A 17,155-nucleotide genomic window follows, 5' to 3' on the forward strand; every position below is an offset into this window, starting at 1 on the left:
GAGCCCGGGCGAAGTGTGGACAAATGGCGTCGGTACAGGTCAGCGGCTGATGGTCGACCACAGAATGGACGTCTTTATGGACGTTCTTACCGTGGAGTCAGTTCGCGCCGGAGCGATCTCCACCGAATCTGTACCTCCTGAACACGCGCGCTCTACGGGCGTACGCCCCCTGGTACGGACCTGGCGCCTCCGCTGTGCAGCCGATCGCCGCTCGCCAGAATCGCCGCGGCCAGCGCGTCCGCCGCCTCCTGCGCCCCCGACCGCGCCCCCGACGCCGGACCGCGGCGGCGGCCGTGCAGCAGGACGAAGTCCACCGCACCCAGCTCCGGAAGACCGGCCCGCTCGGGAACCTGCACCAGCCCCGGCGGAATCAGCCCACGGGTGTGCGCCATCACGCCGAGCCGCGCGCGGGCGGCGGCGACCAGCCCGCTGAGGCTGCCGCTCGTACAGGCGATCCGCCAGGGGCGGCCATGACGCTCCAGCACCTCAAGCGCGCGGGCGCGGGTGACCGCCGGGGGCGGAAAGAGGATCAGCGGCACCGGGCGGTCCTGCTCGATCCGCACCCCCTCCGCGGCGATCCAGACCATGCGGTCGCGCCAGACCAGCCGCCCCGCGCCGCCGCCGTCCCGCTGGGCGCCGCCCTTGGCGAGCACCAGATCGAGCCGGCCCGCCGCCAGCCGCTCGTGCAGGGTGCCGGACAGCTCGACGGTCAGCTCCAGATCGACCTCGGGATGGTCCCGCCGGAACGACTCCAGAATCTCCGGCAGCCGGGTCAGCACAAAGTCCTCCGACGCCCCGAACCGCAGCCTGCCGCGCAGCCGTGTCCCCGTGAAGTACGCCGACGCCCGCTCGTGCGCGGCCAGGATCGTCCGGGCGAAGCCGAGCATCGCCTCCCCGTCCTCGGTCAGCTCCACGCTGTGCGTGTCCCGTGTGAAGAGCCTGCGGCCCGTCGCCTCCTCCAGCCGCCGCACATGCTGGCTCACCGTCGACTGCCGCACCCCGAGGCGGCCCGCGGCCTGGGTGAAGCTCAGGGTCTGGGCGACGGCGAGGAACGTACGCAGCTGAACCGGGTCGTACATGCTTCAAGCGTAGTGCGCTCATCACGAATGGCGATGACAGTCAGTGCGGCGTACGGGATTCCCGATCGCTGTCCTGCGGCGGATCATGGGAACGCACGTCCGGAGCCGCCGGACCCGAAAGCAAGTGAGCACCATGAGCCGCCGCCCCGCATCGCGCCTGAGTCCGCGTCTGCCGTCCTGGCTGCCGCTGGACCCCTATCTGCTGGCGCTGCTCGGCACGGTCGCCCTGGCGGCGCTGCTGCCCGCCTCGGGCACGGCGGCCGACGCCGTCGGCGGCGCCTCGACCGGCGCGGTGGCGCTGCTGTTCTTCCTCTACGGAGCGCGGCTGTCCACCCGCGAGGCGCTGGACGGGCTGCGGCACTGGCGGCTCCATGTCACCGTCCTCGCCGCCACCTTCCTGGTCTTTCCGCTGCTGGGGCTCGCGGCCCGCGGACTGCGGCCGTACGTCCTCACCCCGGACCTGTACAGCGGGTTCCTCTTTCTCTGCCTGGTGCCGTCCACCATCCAGTCGTCCATCGCCTTCACCTCGATGGCCCGCGGCAACGTCCCCGCCGCGATCTGCGCCGGCTCCTTCTCCAGCCTGGTCGGCATCCTCCTCACCCCGCTGCTCGCGGCCGCCCTGATCGGCGGCGCCGCGGGCGGGTTCTCCGCGGACTCGCTTCTGGGGATCGCGCTTCAGCTCCTTGTGCCGTTCCTCGCGGGGCAGCTGCTCCGGCGGTGGATCGGCGGGTGGCTCGCCCGGCATCGCACGGCGCTCGGCTACGCCGACCGGGGCGCGATCCTCCTCGTCGTCTACACGGCCTTCAGCGAAGGCATGGTCTCGGGCGTCTGGAACCAGGTCACCTGGCCCCGGCTGGGCGCGCTCCTCGGCGTCGAGGCGCTGCTCCTCGCCGTGATGCTCGCGCTGACCTGGTACGGGGCCGGGCGGCTCGGCTTCCCGCGCGAGGACCGGATCACGATCCAGTTCGCGGGTTCGAAGAAGAGCCTGGCGGCGGGGCTGCCGATGGCGAGCGTGCTCTTCGGGGCGCAGGCGAGCCTGGCGGTGCTGCCGCTGATGCTCTTCCACCAGATGCAGCTGATGGTCTGCGCCGTCATCGCCACCCGGCGCGCCCAGTCCTTCGCGGGGCAGGGCCCCGCGCCCCGCAGTGCGCCGTTTCCACGGCGCGGGGGGCCTGGCAAGATCGTCGGGTGACAGTGCATCCGACGGATCCCAAACATTCGGCGTGTTCGCCTCCGGGCCCGCATCCGATACGGCCGTTCGCCGAGCGCCCCTGCACCCTGGTCGTCTGCCGGGGCTGCTGCTGCGGCAGTCCGCGCAAGCACCCGGACGTCGACCACGAAGGCCAGCTGGCCCGGCTGCGGGCCGCCGCGGACGCCTCCGGCGGGCGGATGGCGGTGCGCACCAGTGAATGCCTCGGGCCCTGCGGGCAGGCGAATGTCGTCGTGGTCCAGCCGTCCGCCGAGGGCCGCCGCCGCGGCGCGCGGGCCGCCTGGTTCGGCTGGGTGCTGGACGACGACGCGACCGACGACATCCTGGCCTGGGCGGCGGCGGGCGGCCCCGGCGTCGCCGAGCCCTCGCCGGCGCTGGAGCTCCAGCGGGTGCCCGTCCCGCTGCCGCCGAGCCGCCGCCCGCGCCCCTGACGCCCCGCTGACGCCCCGTTCAGCCTTCGGGCTCGCCTTCTCAGCCTTCGGGTTCAGCCTTCGGGCGCCGAGGGCTCCAGGGCGATCCGCTCCTCTCCCGCGTACACGTTCATCTGCGGCCCGCGCAGAAAGCCGACCAGCGTCAGACCGCTCTGTGCCGCCAGGTCCACGGCGAGCGAGGACGGCGCGGACACCGCGGCCAGCAGCGGAACACCCGCCATCACCGCCTTCTGCGCCAGCTCGAACGAGGCGCGCCCGGACACCAGCAGGATCGCCCGGGACAGCGGCAGCCGGCCGTCCTGGAGCGCGCGTCCGACGAGCTTGTCGACCGCGTTGTGGCGGCCCACGTCCTCCCGTACGTCCAGCAGTTCACCCGTCTCCGAGAAGAGCGCGGCCGCGTGCAGCCCCCCGGTCCGGTCGAACACCTGCTGCGCGGAGCGGAGCCTGCCCGGCAGCTCTGCGAGCAGCGCCGGGGAGACCCGCACCCGGGGGGCGTCGGCTACGGGGAAGCGGGCGACGGTGCGCACCGCGTCGAGGCTGGTCTTCCCGCACAGCCCGCAGGAGGACGAGGTGTAGACGTTCCGCTCCAGGCCCGTCTCCGGCACCGGCACACCGGGGGCGAGCTGTACGTCCACCACGTTGTAGGTGTTCACGCCCTCGTCGTCGGCCCCGGCGCAGTACACGATCGAGCGGACCTCGTCCGCCGCGCCGATCACGCCCTCGCTGACCAGAAAGCCGGCCGCGAGCGCGAAGTCATCGCCCGGGGTGCGCATGGTGACGGCGAGGGGCTTGCCGTTCAGCCGGATCTCCAGGGGCTCCTCGGCCACCAGAGTGTCGGGGCGGGCGGTGACGGCGCCGTCCCGGATGCGGAGCGTGCGTCGGCGCTCGGTGACGCGTCCCATGGTGTGTGAAGCCTCCGTCCCGGTCGCCGCGGCTGTTCGGCGGCCGTGTGCGGTGTTCATTCTCCTGCATTCGCTCTCGTGTATGCCGCCTGCATGCGCCTGCATGCACTTGTCTGCGCTTGTATGCGATCTCCTGTGCGCGGGAGCGCCCTTGTCCGGCCGCGGGGGGCCGGCCGCCGGCATCGCACGTGCGGAAGCTCCAAAGTCCTGGCCGCGACGCTGTGGGATCACCTGCCGTCGTACCGATCGGTAGCCGCCAACACTGGATGTTCCTGCAAACCGCTGCATCGGCTCCGGAGGGGGAACCATCGATGACCGGCTCACGCGTCGTGGCGCTCGGGCACTACCAGCCGGCCAAGGTGCTCGCCAACGAGGACCTGGCGGCCCTGGTGGACACCAGCGACGAGTGGATCCGCAGCCGCGTCGGCATCGAGACCCGCCATGTCGCAGGACCCGACGAACCGGTGGACGAACTCGCCGCGCACGCGGCCGCCAAGGCCCTGGCCGCCGCGGGCCTGACCCCCGACGCGATCGACCTGGTGCTGGTCGCCACCTCCACCGCCGTCGACCGCTCCCCGAACACCGCCGCCCGCGTCGCGGCCCGGCTGGGCATGGCGTCCCCGGCCGTGCTGGACCTCAACGTCGTCTGCGCGGGCTTCACCCACGCCCTGGCCATGGCCGACCACTCGCTGCGCGCCGGGGCCGCACGCCGGGCTCTGGTCATCGGGGCCGACAAGATGACCGCCGTCACGGACTGGACCGACCGCACCACATGCGTCCTCGTCGGCGACGGAGCGGGGGCGGCCGTCGTCGAAGCCGTGGACGGCGGCGCGGACGGGGGCGCGGACGGAGGCGACGGCACACCGGCGGGCATCGGCCCGGTGCTGTGGGGCTCCGTGCCGGAGATGGGCCACGCCGTACGCATCGAGGGCACCCCGTCCCGCTTCGCCCAGGAAGGCCAGGCGGTCTACCGCTGGGCGACCACACAGCTTCCGCCGATCGCCCGCCAGGTGTGCGAGCGGGCCGGAGTCGCCCCCGAGGAGCTCGCCGCGGTGGTGCTGCACCAGGCGAATCTGCGGATCATCGAGCCGGTCGCCCAGCGGATCGGAGCGGTCAACGCGGTGGTCGCCCGCGATGTCGTCGCCTCGGGCAACACCTCGGCCGCCTCCATCCCGATGGCGCTGTCCAAGCTCATCGAGCGGGGTGAGGTCGAAAGCGGCGCGCCTGCCCTGCTCTTCGGCTTCGGCGGCAATCTCTCGTACGCGGGCCAGGTCATCCGCTGCCCCTGACGGCTCCCGCGACATGCCCCGGTGACGCACTCAGGGGCAGACTGGCCCCATGGCCACGGCGGCGAAGCGAAGCGCGGGACTGCTGCTCTTCCGCAGGCGCGGCACCCGGCGGGACGGCGCGGGCAGCGCCTATGAGGTTCTCGTCGGCCATATGGGCGGGCCCTTCTGGCAGTCGAAGGACGCCGGGGCCTGGTCGGCGCCCAAGGGGGAGTACGCGGAGGGCGAGGAGCCGCGGGCCGCGGCGCGCCGGGAGTTCGCCGAGGAGCTGGGGGTCGAGCCGCCGGACGGCGAGTGGCTGCCGCTCGGGGAGGCCCGTCAGCCGGGCGGCAAGACCGTCGCGCTGTGGGCGCTTGAGGCGGACCTCGACATCGCGCTGGTCCGGCCGGGGAGCTTCACGATGGAGTGGCCGCCGCGCTCGGGCCGTGTCGCGGAGTTCCCCGAACTCGACCGGGTGGAGTGGCTGTCGCCCCAGGCGGCACGGCCCCGGCTGGTCACCGGTCAGCGGGTCTTTCTCGACCGTCTCGACGCCCTTGTCCACGGGGAGCAGGGGGAGCGTGAGGGGCGTGAGGGGCGCGGAGAGCAGGGGGAGCAGGGGGAGCAGGGAAGCTGAAGCGCTCTGAAGCCTGCCCCCGCTTTGTCCTCTGAGTGGCAAAAGTTGACGGAGAACGCTGCGCAAGTTCTTCCCCACTCGGAAGAGTGCTGCTACGTTCCCCTCGAAAGTCCGCGAATGCGGGTGAGAGTCCGTGCAGGAGCCGGTCACCGGGGTCCCCGCGCCGCAGGCCAGGGGAGGGGAGGGGCACGTGAGACGTATGACCGCCCGACCCGCCAACGCCCATCAGGCGCGCCTGCTGAGGATGTTGCGCGACGAGGGCCCCAGCTCCCGCGCCCAGCTCGGCGACCGGGTGGACCTATCGCGCTCCAAACTCGCCGTCGAGGTGGACCGGCTGCTGGAGACCGGGCTCGTGGTGGCGGACGGACTCGCCGCCTCGCGCGGCGGACGCCGCTCCCACAACATCCGGCTCGCCCCCGCCCTGCGCTTCCTCGGCGTCGACATCGGCGCGACCTCCGTCGACGTCGCGGTCACCAACGCCGAACTGGAGGTGCTCGGGCATCTCAACCACCCCATGGACGTCCGCGAGGGGCCGGTCGCCGTCTTCGACCAGGTGCTGTCGATGGCGGGCAAGCTCAAGGCGTCGGGCCTCGCCGAGGGCTTCGACGGCGCGGGCATCGGCGTCCCCGGCCCCGTCCGCTATCCGGAAGGCGTCCCGGTGGCCCCGCCGATCATGCCGGGCTGGGACGGGTTCCCCGTCCGCGAGGCCCTCAGCCAGGATCTGGGCTGTCCCGTCATGGTCGACAACGATGTGAACCTGATGGCGATGGGGGAGCAGCACGCGGGCGTCGCCCGCACCGTGGCCGACTTCCTCTGCATCAAGATAGGCACGGGCATCGGCTGCGGGATCGTCGTCGGCGGCGAGGTCTACCGGGGCACGACCGGCAGCGCGGGCGACATCGGCCATATCCAGGTCACCCCCGACGGCCGCCCCTGCCCCTGCGGCAACAGAGGCTGTCTGGAGGCCCACTTCAGCGGCGCGGCGCTCGCCCGCGACGCGGAGGAGGCCGCCCGCTCCGGCCGCTCGCCTGAGCTGGCCGGACGGCTGGAGACGACCGGGCGGCTCACGGCCGTCGATGTGGCCGCCGCAGCCGCAGCGGGCGATCCCGCCGCCCTCGCTCTCATCCGCGATGGCGGCGACCGCGTCGGCCAGGTGATCGCCGGGCTCGTCAGCTTCTTCAACCCCGGGCTCGTCGTCATCGGCGGCGGAGTCACCGGGCTTGGCCACAATCTGCTGGCCAGTCTGCGCACCCAGGTCTACCGGCAGTCGCTTCCGCTGGCCACCGGAAACCTCCCCATCGTGCTGGGCGAGCTGGGACCCGCCGCCGGAGTCATCGGGGCGGCCCGCCTCATCAGCGACCATCTGTTCTCCCCCGCCTGACCGCCGACCCCGACCGCCCGCGTCGCCGTAAAGCCTCCGTACAGCGTCCGTACAGCGCATCTGGTACCGCACCCCCGCCGCCCCTTCTCTCCGCTCACCGGCCGTACAGCCGAGGGGATTCGCCATGGCACCAGAACCACCGCCCCTGCTCACCATGGACGGCATCGTCAAGTCGTTCCCCGGCGTCCGTGCCCTCGACGGCGTCGACCTGGAAGTCCAGGCGGGGGAGGTCCACTGCCTCCTCGGCCAGAACGGCGCCGGCAAATCCACGCTGATCAAAGTGCTCTCCGGGGCCCACCAGCCCGACCGGGGCGAAATCCGCTGGCGCGGCCGGCGGGTGGCGCTCCGCTCGCCCAGCGCCGCCATGCGCCTCGGGATCGCAACCATCTACCAGGAACTCGACCTGGTGGAGGGCCTCACCGTCGCCGAGAACGTCTTCCTCGGCCATGAGCCGACCGCCGCCCGCTGCCTCGTACGGCGCGGCCGGGCCCGCAGCGCCGCGGCCCGGCTGCTGGCCAGGCTGGGGCACTTTGAGATCGCACCCGACCGGCCCGTCGCCCGGCTGTCCGCCGCACAGCGGCAGATCGTCTCCATGGCGCGGGCGCTCTCCCACGAGGTGCGCCTCATCGTCATGGACGAGCCGTCCGCCGCCCTCGATCCGGACGAGGTCGGCAATCTCTCCCGTGTCGTCGCCGGTCTGACGGCGGACGGCGTGGCCGTCGTCTATATCTCCCACCGCCTGGAGGAGATCCGCCGCATCGGCGACCGGGTGACCGTGCTCAAAGACGGACGGGCTGTCGCCCGCGGACTGCCCGCGAAGCAGACGCCCACTCACGACATCGTTGCCATGATGACCGGCCGCGCCGTCGAACACCTCTTCCCCGAGAGCCGCGGCCACACGCCCGCCGCGTCCGGGGCCGCACCGGTGCTGACGGCCGAAGGCCTCGCGCGGAAAGGCGAGTTCGCACCGCTCGACCTCCAGCTGCGGCCGGGGGAGATCGTCGGCCTCGCCGGACTCGTCGGCTCCGGCCGCTCGGAGATTGTGGAGACGCTCTACGGCGCACGACGCCCCAGCGCGGGGCGCGTCCTGGTGAACGGCGCGCCCCTGCGCCCCGGCAGCGTACGGGCCGCCGTGCGCGCGGGCCTCGGCCTCGCTCCCGAAGAGCGCAAGTCCCAGGCGCTGCTGATGCTTGAGTCCGTTGCCCGCAATGTCTCGGCGGCGTCCCTGGAACGCTTCTCACAGGTCGGATGGATCGACCGCACGGCGGAACGGAACGCGGCCCGCACCGCGACCCGGGACCTGTCGCTGCGCCCCGACGACCCCGACGCACCCGTGCGCACCCTGTCCGGCGGCAATCAGCAGAAAGCCGTACTCGCCCGCTGGCTGTTGCGCGGCTGCCGGGTGCTGCTCCTCGACGAGCCCACCCGCGGTGTGGACGTCGGCGCCCGCGCCGAGCTCTATGCCGTCATCCGGCGGCTGGCGGACGACGGACTCGCCGTGCTGCTCGTGTCCAGCGAGATCCCCGAAGTGCTGGGCCTCGCCGACCGGGTGCTGGTGCTCCGCGAAGGCCGTGTCGTGCACACCGCGCCCGCCCGGGAGCTCGACGAGCACCGCGTCCTCGACCTCGTGCTGGAAGGACCGGCAGGAACGGAAGAAAAGGCAGGACGGGCGGGACGGGCAGGAACGGAAGAAAAGGCAGGACGGGCAGGAACGGAAGGAAGTGCAGCTCCATGACCCAGCCCGCTCCCGTGGCACCGCGGGACGCCCAGCCGTCCGCCGGCCCGCAGGACGGGGCGCGCGGCGGCCGGCGAGCCCTCGGACCGCGGGCCGACGCCCGCAGTCTCTCCCTCCTCGGCGTGCTCGCCGCGCTCGTCGTGGTCGGCGGCCTCACCCGGCCCGATCAGTTCCTCGCCGTGTCCAACCTCCAGCTCGTCCTCACCCAGGCGTCGGTCATCGGCGTTGTCACGGTCGGCATGACCTTTGTGATCACCGGCGGCGGGATCGATCTGTCGGTCGGGGCGATCGTCGCACTGGCCTCGGTATGGGCCACGACCGTCGCCACCCAGGAGTACGGCTTCGCGGGCATCCTCTTCACGGCCGCCGCGGTCGGGCTGGGCTGCGGGCTGCTGAACGGCCTCCTCATCGCCTACGGCGGGATGGCGCCGTTCATCGCGACGCTCGCCGTGCTCGCCTCCGCCCGCGGCCTGGCACTGCAGATCACCGACGGAAGTACGCAGATCGTGACGGTGGACGCGGTGCTGGACCTCGGCGTCCCGGACGCCTATGTGCTGGGCGTGCCGCCGCTGGTGCTGGTCTTCGCCGGGGTCACCGTCATCGGCTGGCTGCTGCTGAACCGCACCACGTTCGGCCGGCGCACCGTGGCCGTCGGCGGCAACGCGGAGGCCGCACGGCTGGCCGGCATCGACGTACGCCGTCAGCGGCTGTATCTCTATCTGCTCTCCGGGCTGTGCTGCGGCGTAGCGGCCTTCCTGCTGATCGTGCTGTCCGGGTCGGGGCAGAACACCAACGGCAATCTGTACGAACTCGACGCCATCGCCGCCGCGATCATCGGCGGCACGCTGCTCAGCGGCGGCCGCGGCACCATCACGGGCTCGGTGCTGGGCGTACTGGTGTTCACCACGATCACCAATATCTTCGCCCTGAACAATCTGCAGAGCGACGTCCAGCAGATCGCCAAGGGCGCGATCATCGTCGCCGCCGTACTGGTCCAGCGCCGCACCCTGCGCGACGGCGCGAGATGACTGCCGCCCGCCGACAGCCTGCCGATACGCCCCCCCCACACACACCCTAGGCAAAGGGGTCCTTCCGCCATGCCAGAATCCAGTCGCAGAGGACTGCTCTTCGGCGCCGCCGCCGTGTCGACGGGCGCCCTCCTCGCCGCCTGCACCGGCAACGAGCCCAGGAGCACCCGGTCGGACGCCGACACCGCGCCCGCCGCGGACGACCGGCCGGGCGCCCCCGTCACCATCGGCTTCGCCGGGCCCCAGGCCGATCACGGCTGGCTCAACGCCATCAACGAGAACGCCACCTCACGCGCCGCGCGCTACTCCGACGTGACACTGGAGATCACCGAGGGCTCCAATGACACCGCCGCACAGATCGGCCAGGTCCAGACACTGATCAACAAAAAGGTCGACGTCCTCGTCGTCCTCCCCGCGGACGGCAGGGCGCTGACCCAGGTGGGCCTGCAGGCCATGAAGGCGGGCATCCCCGTCATCAATCTGGACCGGGTCTTCGCCTCCCCACAGGCGTACCGCTGCTGGATCGGCGGCGACAACTACGGCATGGGCCTCAACGCGGGCCGCTACATCGGCGAACGGCTCAAGGACAAGCCGGACGCGAAGGTCGTCGAACTGGCCGGCCTGGACAATCTGGAACTCACCAAGCAGCGCACCCAGGGCTTCGACGACGCCCTGAGGAACTACCCCAACATCACCAAAGTGGCCCGCCAGGCCGCGGAGTTCACCGTGGAGTCCGGGCAGGCCACGATGGCTCAGCTGCTCCAGGCGCAGCCCGCCTTCGACGCCCTGTGGAACCACGACGACGACCAGGGCGTGGGCGCGCTGCGCGCCGTCGCCCAGGCCGGACGGGATGACTTCCTGATGGTCGGCGGCGCGGGAGCGAAGTCGGCGATGGACGCCATCAAGGCCGACGACGGCGTGCTCAAGGCCACCGTGCTCTACCCGCCGACCATGGCCGCCTCCGCCATCGACCTCGCCCGCGCGCTCGGCCAGCACAAGGGCGTGGGCGGCATGGCGGAACTGGAGATCCCCGCCTCGGTCACGCTCTACTCGGCCGTCGTCACCAAGGACAACGTCGACGCGTATCTGCCCACCGGGTTCAGCTGACGCGCCCGCCCCGGCCGACGTCCCCGGCCGCTGTCCCCATCGAGCACGTACGACGAGGAGGTACCGCATGGAGCAGCCCCGTACCGGACACCGGGCCGGCCGGGACAGCCAGGGCAGCCGGACCGGCGCCGCACCCGCCGCCGACGGGGCGGAAGCGCCGCCGACCCTCGGCATCGGCATGGTCGGATACGCCTTCATGGGCGCGGCCCACTCCCAGGGCTGGCGCACCGCGGCCCGCGTCTTCGACCTGCCGCTGCGGCCGCGCCTCGCCGCGGTCGCCGGACGGGACGGAGCGGCTGTACGCGCCGCCGCCGCCCAGCACGGCTGGGCCGCCGCGGAGACCGACTGGCGCGCCCTGGTGGACCGGGACGACGTACAGCTCGTCGACATCTGCACGCCGGGGGACAGCCATGCGGAGATCGCGGTGGCCGCCCTGGAGGCGGGCAAGCACGTACTGTGCGAGAAGCCGCTGGCCAACTCCGTCGCGGAGGCGGAGGCCATGGCCGCCGCCGCCGAACGGGCACGTGCCCGCGGACAGACGGCGATGGTCGGCTTCAACTACCGGCGGGTGCCGGCGCTCGCCTACGCCCGCCGGCTGATCGCCGAGGGGCGGCTGGGAGCGCTGCGCCATCTGCGGCTGACCTACCTTCAGGACTGGCTTGTCGACCCCGGCTTCCCGCTCACCTGGCGGCTGCGGCGCGAGCACGCCGGTTCGGGCGCCCTCGGCGACCTCGGCGCGCACATCGTGGACCTCGCACAGCATCTGGCGGGGGAGCCGGTGGCCGGAGTGTCGGCGCTGGCGGAGACGTTCGTACGGGAACGTCCGCTGCCGGCGGGGGACTCGGCGAGGCGGGGGCGGGTCACCGTGGACGACGCCGCGCTGTTCACCGGGCGGCTCGCCTCCGGGGCGCTCGCCTCCTTCGAGGCCACCCGGATGGCGGCCGGGCGCAAGAACGCCCTGCGGCTGGAGATCAACGGGGCGCGCGGCTCGCTCGCCTTTGACCTGGAGCGCCTCAACGAACTCTCCTTCCACGACCACACCGAGCCTCCGGCCTCCTCCGGCTTCCGCCGCATCCTCGTCACCGAGCCGGACCACCCGTATCTGGACGCCTGGTGGCCGCCCGGCCATGGCCTGGGCTATGAGCACACCTTCGTCCACCAGGCCCGCGATCTGCTGCTCGCCGTCGCCGGCGGCGCGCCCGCGACGCCGTCCTTCGCCGACGGGCTCCAGGTGCAGCGGGTGCTGGCCGCGGTGGAGGAGAGCGCTCAGCAGAACGCCGTCTACACCCCCGTCCCCGTACCGGCATAGGAGACAGCAATGCCTCGACCGTTCACGCTGTTCACCGGCCAGTGGGCCGATCTGCCGCTGGAGGAGGTCTGCCGCCTCGCCCGCGACTTCGGCTACGACGGCCTCGAACTCGCCTGCTGGGGCGGCCATTTCGAGGTCGGCAGAGCGCTCGCCGAACCCGGCTATCTCGCCGGGCGGCACGCGCTGCTGGAGAAATACGGGCTGAAGTGCTGGGCGATCTCCAACCATCTGGTCGGACAGGCAGTCTGCGACGACCCGATCGACGCACGGCACCAGGCCATCGTCCCGGCCCGCGTGTGGGGCGACGGCGAGCCCGAAGGCGTACGGCGGCGGGCGGCGCGCGAACTCGCCGACACCGCACGGGCCGCGGCCGCCTTCGGGGTGCGCACCGTCGTCGGCTTCACCGGATCCTCCATCTGGCATCTGGTGGCGATGTTCCCGCCGGTGCCGGAGCGGATGGTGCAGCGCGGCTACGAGGACTTCGCCGAACGGTGGAACCCGATTCTCGACGTCTTCGACGCCGAGGGAGTGCGCTTCGCCCACGAGGTGCACCCCAGCGAGATCGCGTACGACTACTGGACCACCCAGCGGGCCCTCGACGCGGTGGACCGCCGGCCCGCCTTCGGGCTCAACTTCGACCCGAGCCACTTCGTGTGGCAGGACCTCGACCCCGTCGGCTTCCTCTACGACTTCCGCGAGCGGATCTACCACGTCGACTGCAAGGAGGCCCGCACACGCCTCGACGGCCGCAACGGCAGGCTGGGCTCCCACCTCCCCTGGGGCGACCCGCGCCGCGGCTGGGACTTCGTCTCCGCCGGGCACGGCGACGTCCCCTGGGAGGACGTCTTCCGGATGCTGCGCTCCATCGGCTACGACGGCCCGGTCTCGGTGGAGTGGGAGGACGCGGGGATGGACCGCATGACGGGCGCGAGGGAGGCGCTGGGTGCGCTGAAGCGGTTTGACTTCCCGCCGCCGGGGACAGCGTTCGACGCGGCGTTCGCGCGCGGCGAGTAGGGCCCGCCCTGCGGGGCGTTTTCCCCACCCCACCTGCCCCGCGCGCTTTGTCCTCGCTCAGGAAGAAGTCCAACTTCAACCCCGCACAAGGACTTTCCGCTCCGGACGAAGCCCGCTACCGTCCCATGTTGCGTACACGACACAGGTGGTCCACCGGCGTGACGGCGCACTCCGGTTCCACGGCAACCCGCCCGTTCGACCGGCCACTTCCGGAGGACATTCGTGCACAACAGCCACCACAGCCCACGGCGACGCCGGGCTCACCAGGTGCTCGCACTCCTCACCGGCGGTCTGCTCGCCGCCGCCTCCCTCTCCCTCTCGCCCGCAGCCGCGGCTCCCGCCTCCGCCCCGGCCTCCGCCACCGCGCCCGCCCCCACAGGGGACGCCCGCGGCCCGCAGGCGGGCTCCTTCCAGCAGGTCACCCTCGCCAAGGGTGAGCCCGAGATGGGCGAGCCCATGTCGCTCGCCGTCCTGCCGGACCGCAGCGTGCTGCACACCTCGCGCGACGGCGAAGTCCGGATGACGGACAGCGCCGGCAACACCCGCGTGATCGGCGTCGTCCCCGTCTACGTCCATGACGAGGAGGGCCTCCAAGGCATCGCCGCCGACCCGGACTTCAGCGAGAACCGCTTTGTCTATCTGTACTACGCGCCCCCGCTTCAGACCCCCGCGGGCGACGCCCCGGGCCAGGGAACCCCAGAGGACTTCGCCCCGTACGAGGGCGTCAACCGCCTCTCCCGCTTCGTCCTGAAAGCCGACGGCACCCTCGACAACGCCAGCGAGAAGAAGATCCTCGACGTCCCCGCGACCCGCGGCATCTGCTGTCACGTGGGCGGCGACATCGACTTCGACGCCGCCGGCAATCTGTATCTGTCGACCGGCGACGACACCAACCCCTTCGCCTCCGACGGCTATACGCCCATCGACGACCGGCCCGGACGCAACCCCGCCTACGACGCCCGCCGCACCTCAGGCAACACCGACGACCTCCGTGGCAAGATCCTGCGGATCACGGTGACGGACGACGGCTCGTACACCATCCCGGAAGGCAACCTCTTCCCGCCCGGCACCGACAAGACGCGGCCTGAGATATACGCCATGGGCTTCCGCAACCCCTTCCGTTTCACCGTCGACCGGCAGACGGGCATTCTGTACGTCGGCGACTACGGGCCCGACGCCGGAACCGCCGACCCCGCGCGCGGCCCGGCGGGACAGGTCGAGTTCAACCGTGTCACCGGCCCCGGCAATTACGGCTGGCCGTTCTGCACCGGGGAAAACGACGCCTACGCCGACTATGACTTCGCCACCCAGAGCTCCGGCGCCGCCTTCGACTGCGCGGCCCCGCGGAACGACTCCGCCCACAACACGGGGCTGGCAGAGCTGCCGCCCGCGCAGCCCGCCTGGATTCCGTACGACGACGGCTCCGTGCCGGAGTTCGGCGCCGGCTCCGAATCCCCCATGGGCGGGCCCGTCTACCGCTACGACCCCGCGTCCGCCTCCCCCGTGAAGTTCCCGGAGGCGTACGACGGCGACTTCTTCGCCGGGGAGTTCGGCCGCCGCTGGATCAAGCGCATCGAGCACGCCGCGGACGGCGTCGTCCACTCCATCGCGGATGTGCCCTGGACAGGCACCCAGGTGATGGACATGGCCTTCGGCCCCGACGGCGCGCTCTATGTCCTCGACTACGGCACCTCCTGGTTCGGCGGCGACGAGAACTCCGGCCTCTACCGCATCGAGAACGCCTCCGCGGGCCACTCCCCGGCCGCCGAGGCCAGCGCCGACAGAGTCTCAGGACAGGCGCCGCTGCGAGTCCGCTTCTCCTCGGCCGGCACCTCCGACGCCGACGGGGATCCGCTCGTCTACCGCTGGGACTTCGGCGACGGGACCACGTCGACCGAGCCCCACCCCGTCCACCGGTACACCGCGAACGGCACGTACACCGCCACCGTCACCGCAGAGGACCCCGGCGGCCGCACCGGCTCCGCGAGCGTACGCGTCGTCGTCGGCAACACCGCCCCCACGGTGCGGCTGGAACTGCCCGCGGACGGGCAGCTGTTCGAGTTCGGCGACGAGATCCCCTTCGAGGTCAAGGTCACCGACCCCGAAGACGGCGGCATCGACTGCGCCGAGGTCACGGTGCACTACATCCTCGACCATGACAGCCATGGCCACCCCATCACCTCCGCCCAGGGCTGCAGCGGCGTGATCAGAACGTCCTCGGACGGCGGCCATGACCCCGACGCCGATGTCTTCGGCGTCCTCACCGCCGAGTACACGGATCAAGGAGGCGGCGGACAGGACGCTCTCACCGGCCGAGACCAGGCCAAACTCCAGCCCCGGCAGCGGCAGGCCGAGCATTACGGCGACTCGTCGGGCATCAGGACCTACGACAAGGACACCGCGCACGGCGGAAAGACCGTGGGCGACATCCACAACGGCGACTGGATCTCCTTCACGCCCTATCTGCTCGACAAGGCCACCACGCTGACCGCCCGGATCTCCTCGGCCGGGGCGGGCGGCTTCCTCGAAGTGCGCGCCGGATCGGCCGGCGGACGGCTCCTGGGCTCCGCGCCCGTGCCGGTCACCGGCGGCTGGGAGACCTTCCAGGACGTCGACGTACCCCTGCGGCGCGTCCCGCAGCAGACCACCGACCTGTACCTGGTGTTCAAGGGCGGCCAAGGAGCCCTCTACGACGTGGACGACTTCACTCTCTCCGACACCCCGCGCGACCGCACCGCCCAACGCGTCCTGGTCTTCTCCAAGACCGCCGGCTTCCGCCATGACTCCATCCCGGCGGGCATCGCGGCCCTGAAGGAGCTGGGCGGCGACAGCGATATCACCGTCGACGTCACCGAGGAGGCACGCCAGTTCACCACCGGCAACCTCGCCCGCTATGACGCCGTGGTCTTCCTGAACACCACAGGCGATGTGCTGAACGCCGCGCAGCAGTCGGCGTTCGAGCAGTACATCGCCGCGGGCGGCGGCTATATGGGCGTCCACGCCGCCGCCGACACCGAGTACGACTGGGACTTCTACGGCGGACTCGTCGGCGCGTACTTCGCCTCACACCCGCAGATCCAGCAGGCCACCGTGCGGCTGGAGGACCGCGCCCATCCGGCCACCTCCCATCTGGACGCCTCCTGGCAGCGCACCGACGAGTGGTACAACTACCGCGCCAATCCCCGCGGGGCCGTCCGCGTCCTCGCCACCCTCGACGAAACCACCTATCAGGGCGGCACGATGAAGGGGGACCACCCCATCGCCTGGTGCCAGAGCCATCAGGGCGGCCGCTCCTTCTACACCGGAGGCGGCCACACCAAGGAGGCCTACGCAGAACCGGCCTTCCGGCAGCATCTGCTGGGCGGGCTGCGCTATGCGACAGGGCAGGTCAAGGCCGACTGCCGGCCGCAGCAGGGCTACCGGCCGCTCTTCAACGGCGAGACCCTGGACGGCTGGCGGCAGGCCGGCCCCGGCGGCTTCGACGTCGTCGACGGCGAGCTGCGCTCCCGCGGCGGCATGGGCCTGCTCTGGTACCAGGCCAGGGAGTTCTCCGCATACTCCCTGACCCTCGACTGGAAGCTGGAGGGCGACGACAACTCGGGAATCTTCGTGGGCTTCCCCGCCTCCGACGACCCCTGGTCCGCCGTGCACAACGGCTACGAGGTGCAGATCGACGCCACCGACGCACCGGAGCGCACCACCGGCGCGATCTACGGCTTCCAGTCGGCGGACATCGCCGCCCGCGACCGGGCGCTGCGGCCGCCCGGCCAGTGGAACACCTATGAGATCCGGGTCCGCGGCGAGCGTCTGCAGGTCTTCCTCAACGGAGTCAAAATCAATGACTTCGTCAATGCCGACCCCGCGCGCAGCCTGAAGGACGGCCACCTCGGCATCCAGAACCACGGGGACGGCGACCAGGTCTCCTTCCGCGACATCAAACTCAAGGAGCTGCCCTCGTAGCGGCTTCCGGCAGCCGGCGGCGGGCGGGGAGGCGCCGTACCCCCGCCCGCCGCCCCCACCGGCCGGACATTGAGGCCAGCAGGCAGGGCGAAGAGGCAGG

General features: G+C 72.0%; 13 protein-coding genes. 11 read left to right on the forward strand and 2 right to left on the reverse strand.

All coding sequences use genetic code 11. The annotated features are described in order from the left end of the window. Positions 1-152: 152 nt before the first annotated feature. Positions 153-1,079: a LysR substrate-binding domain-containing protein gene (locus OF819_RS06690; RefSeq protein WP_267242429.1), complete on the reverse strand. Its 927-nt coding sequence runs from the start codon at positions 1,077-1,079 to the stop codon at positions 153-155. Positions 1,080-1,212: 133 nt separating this feature from the next. Between OF819_RS06690 and OF819_RS06695 the strand changes: the two genes are divergently transcribed. Further along, entirely contained in the window at positions 1,213-2,271 is a 1,059-nt protein-coding gene (locus tag OF819_RS06695; RefSeq protein ID WP_267242560.1) for a bile acid:sodium symporter family protein, read from the forward strand. A 56-nt stretch (positions 2,272-2,327) separates the two neighbouring features. Next, complete coding sequence (locus OF819_RS06700) at positions 2,328-2,720, forward strand: (2Fe-2S) ferredoxin domain-containing protein (protein WP_267242561.1); 393 nt, start codon at positions 2,328-2,330, stop codon at positions 2,718-2,720. A 53-nt stretch (positions 2,721-2,773) separates the two neighbouring features. Here the strand turns inward: OF819_RS06700 and fdhD are convergent, their stop codons facing one another. Beyond that, positions 2,774-3,622, reverse strand: coding sequence for a formate dehydrogenase accessory sulfurtransferase FdhD (fdhD, locus tag OF819_RS06705; protein WP_267242430.1), 849 nt, complete (start codon positions 3,620-3,622; stop codon positions 2,774-2,776). Positions 3,623-3,933: 311 nt separating this feature from the next. Between fdhD and OF819_RS06710 the strand changes: the two genes are divergently transcribed. The 9 genes from OF819_RS06710 (at position 3,934) to OF819_RS06750 (ending at position 17,055) form a co-directional block, all read left to right on the forward strand. Then, a complete protein-coding gene (locus OF819_RS06710) occupies positions 3,934-4,911 on the forward strand; it encodes a beta-ketoacyl-ACP synthase III (RefSeq protein ID WP_267242431.1) in 978 nt (325 codons plus the stop codon). Between the two features lie 49 nt (positions 4,912-4,960). Beyond that, on the forward strand, positions 4,961-5,521 hold the full coding sequence (locus OF819_RS06715) for an NUDIX domain-containing protein (RefSeq protein ID WP_267242432.1): 561 nt from the start codon (positions 4,961-4,963) through the stop codon (positions 5,519-5,521). Positions 5,522-5,720: 199 nt separating this feature from the next. Further along, the gene (locus OF819_RS06720) at positions 5,721-6,902 is read left to right on the forward strand and encodes an ROK family transcriptional regulator (protein WP_267242433.1); all 1,182 of its coding nucleotides are present in this window, start codon (positions 5,721-5,723) and stop codon (positions 6,900-6,902) included. Between the two features lie 124 nt (positions 6,903-7,026). After that, complete coding sequence (locus tag OF819_RS06725; RefSeq protein WP_267242434.1) at positions 7,027-8,637, forward strand: sugar ABC transporter ATP-binding protein; 1,611 nt, start codon at positions 7,027-7,029, stop codon at positions 8,635-8,637. Then, entirely contained in the window at positions 8,634-9,665 is a 1,032-nt protein-coding gene (locus tag OF819_RS06730; RefSeq protein WP_267242435.1) for an ABC transporter permease, read from the forward strand. The genes OF819_RS06725 and OF819_RS06730 overlap by 4 nt, the downstream gene beginning before the upstream one ends. 69 nt (positions 9,666-9,734) lie before the next feature. Next, positions 9,735-10,772 (forward strand): substrate-binding domain-containing protein, encoded by a 1,038-nt coding sequence (locus tag OF819_RS06735; RefSeq protein ID WP_267242436.1) that lies wholly within the window; start codon positions 9,735-9,737, stop codon positions 10,770-10,772. 178 nt (positions 10,773-10,950) lie between these two features. After that, on the forward strand, positions 10,951-12,081 hold the full coding sequence (locus OF819_RS06740; protein ID WP_267242562.1) for a Gfo/Idh/MocA family protein: 1,131 nt from the start codon (positions 10,951-10,953) through the stop codon (positions 12,079-12,081). A gap of 9 nt (positions 12,082-12,090) precedes the next feature. Continuing rightward, the gene (locus OF819_RS06745; protein WP_267242437.1) at positions 12,091-13,095 is read left to right on the forward strand and encodes a sugar phosphate isomerase/epimerase family protein; all 1,005 of its coding nucleotides are present in this window, start codon (positions 12,091-12,093) and stop codon (positions 13,093-13,095) included. Positions 13,096-13,317: 222 nt separating this feature from the next. Further along, a complete protein-coding gene (locus OF819_RS06750; RefSeq protein WP_267242438.1) occupies positions 13,318-17,055 on the forward strand; it encodes a ThuA domain-containing protein in 3,738 nt (1,245 codons plus the stop codon). The last annotated feature ends 100 nt before the right edge of the window (positions 17,056-17,155 follow it).

The sequence above is a fragment of the Streptomyces sp. PR69 genome, assembly GCF_026420845.1.
Classification (GTDB): Bacteria; Actinomycetota; Actinomycetes; order Streptomycetales; family Streptomycetaceae; genus Streptomyces.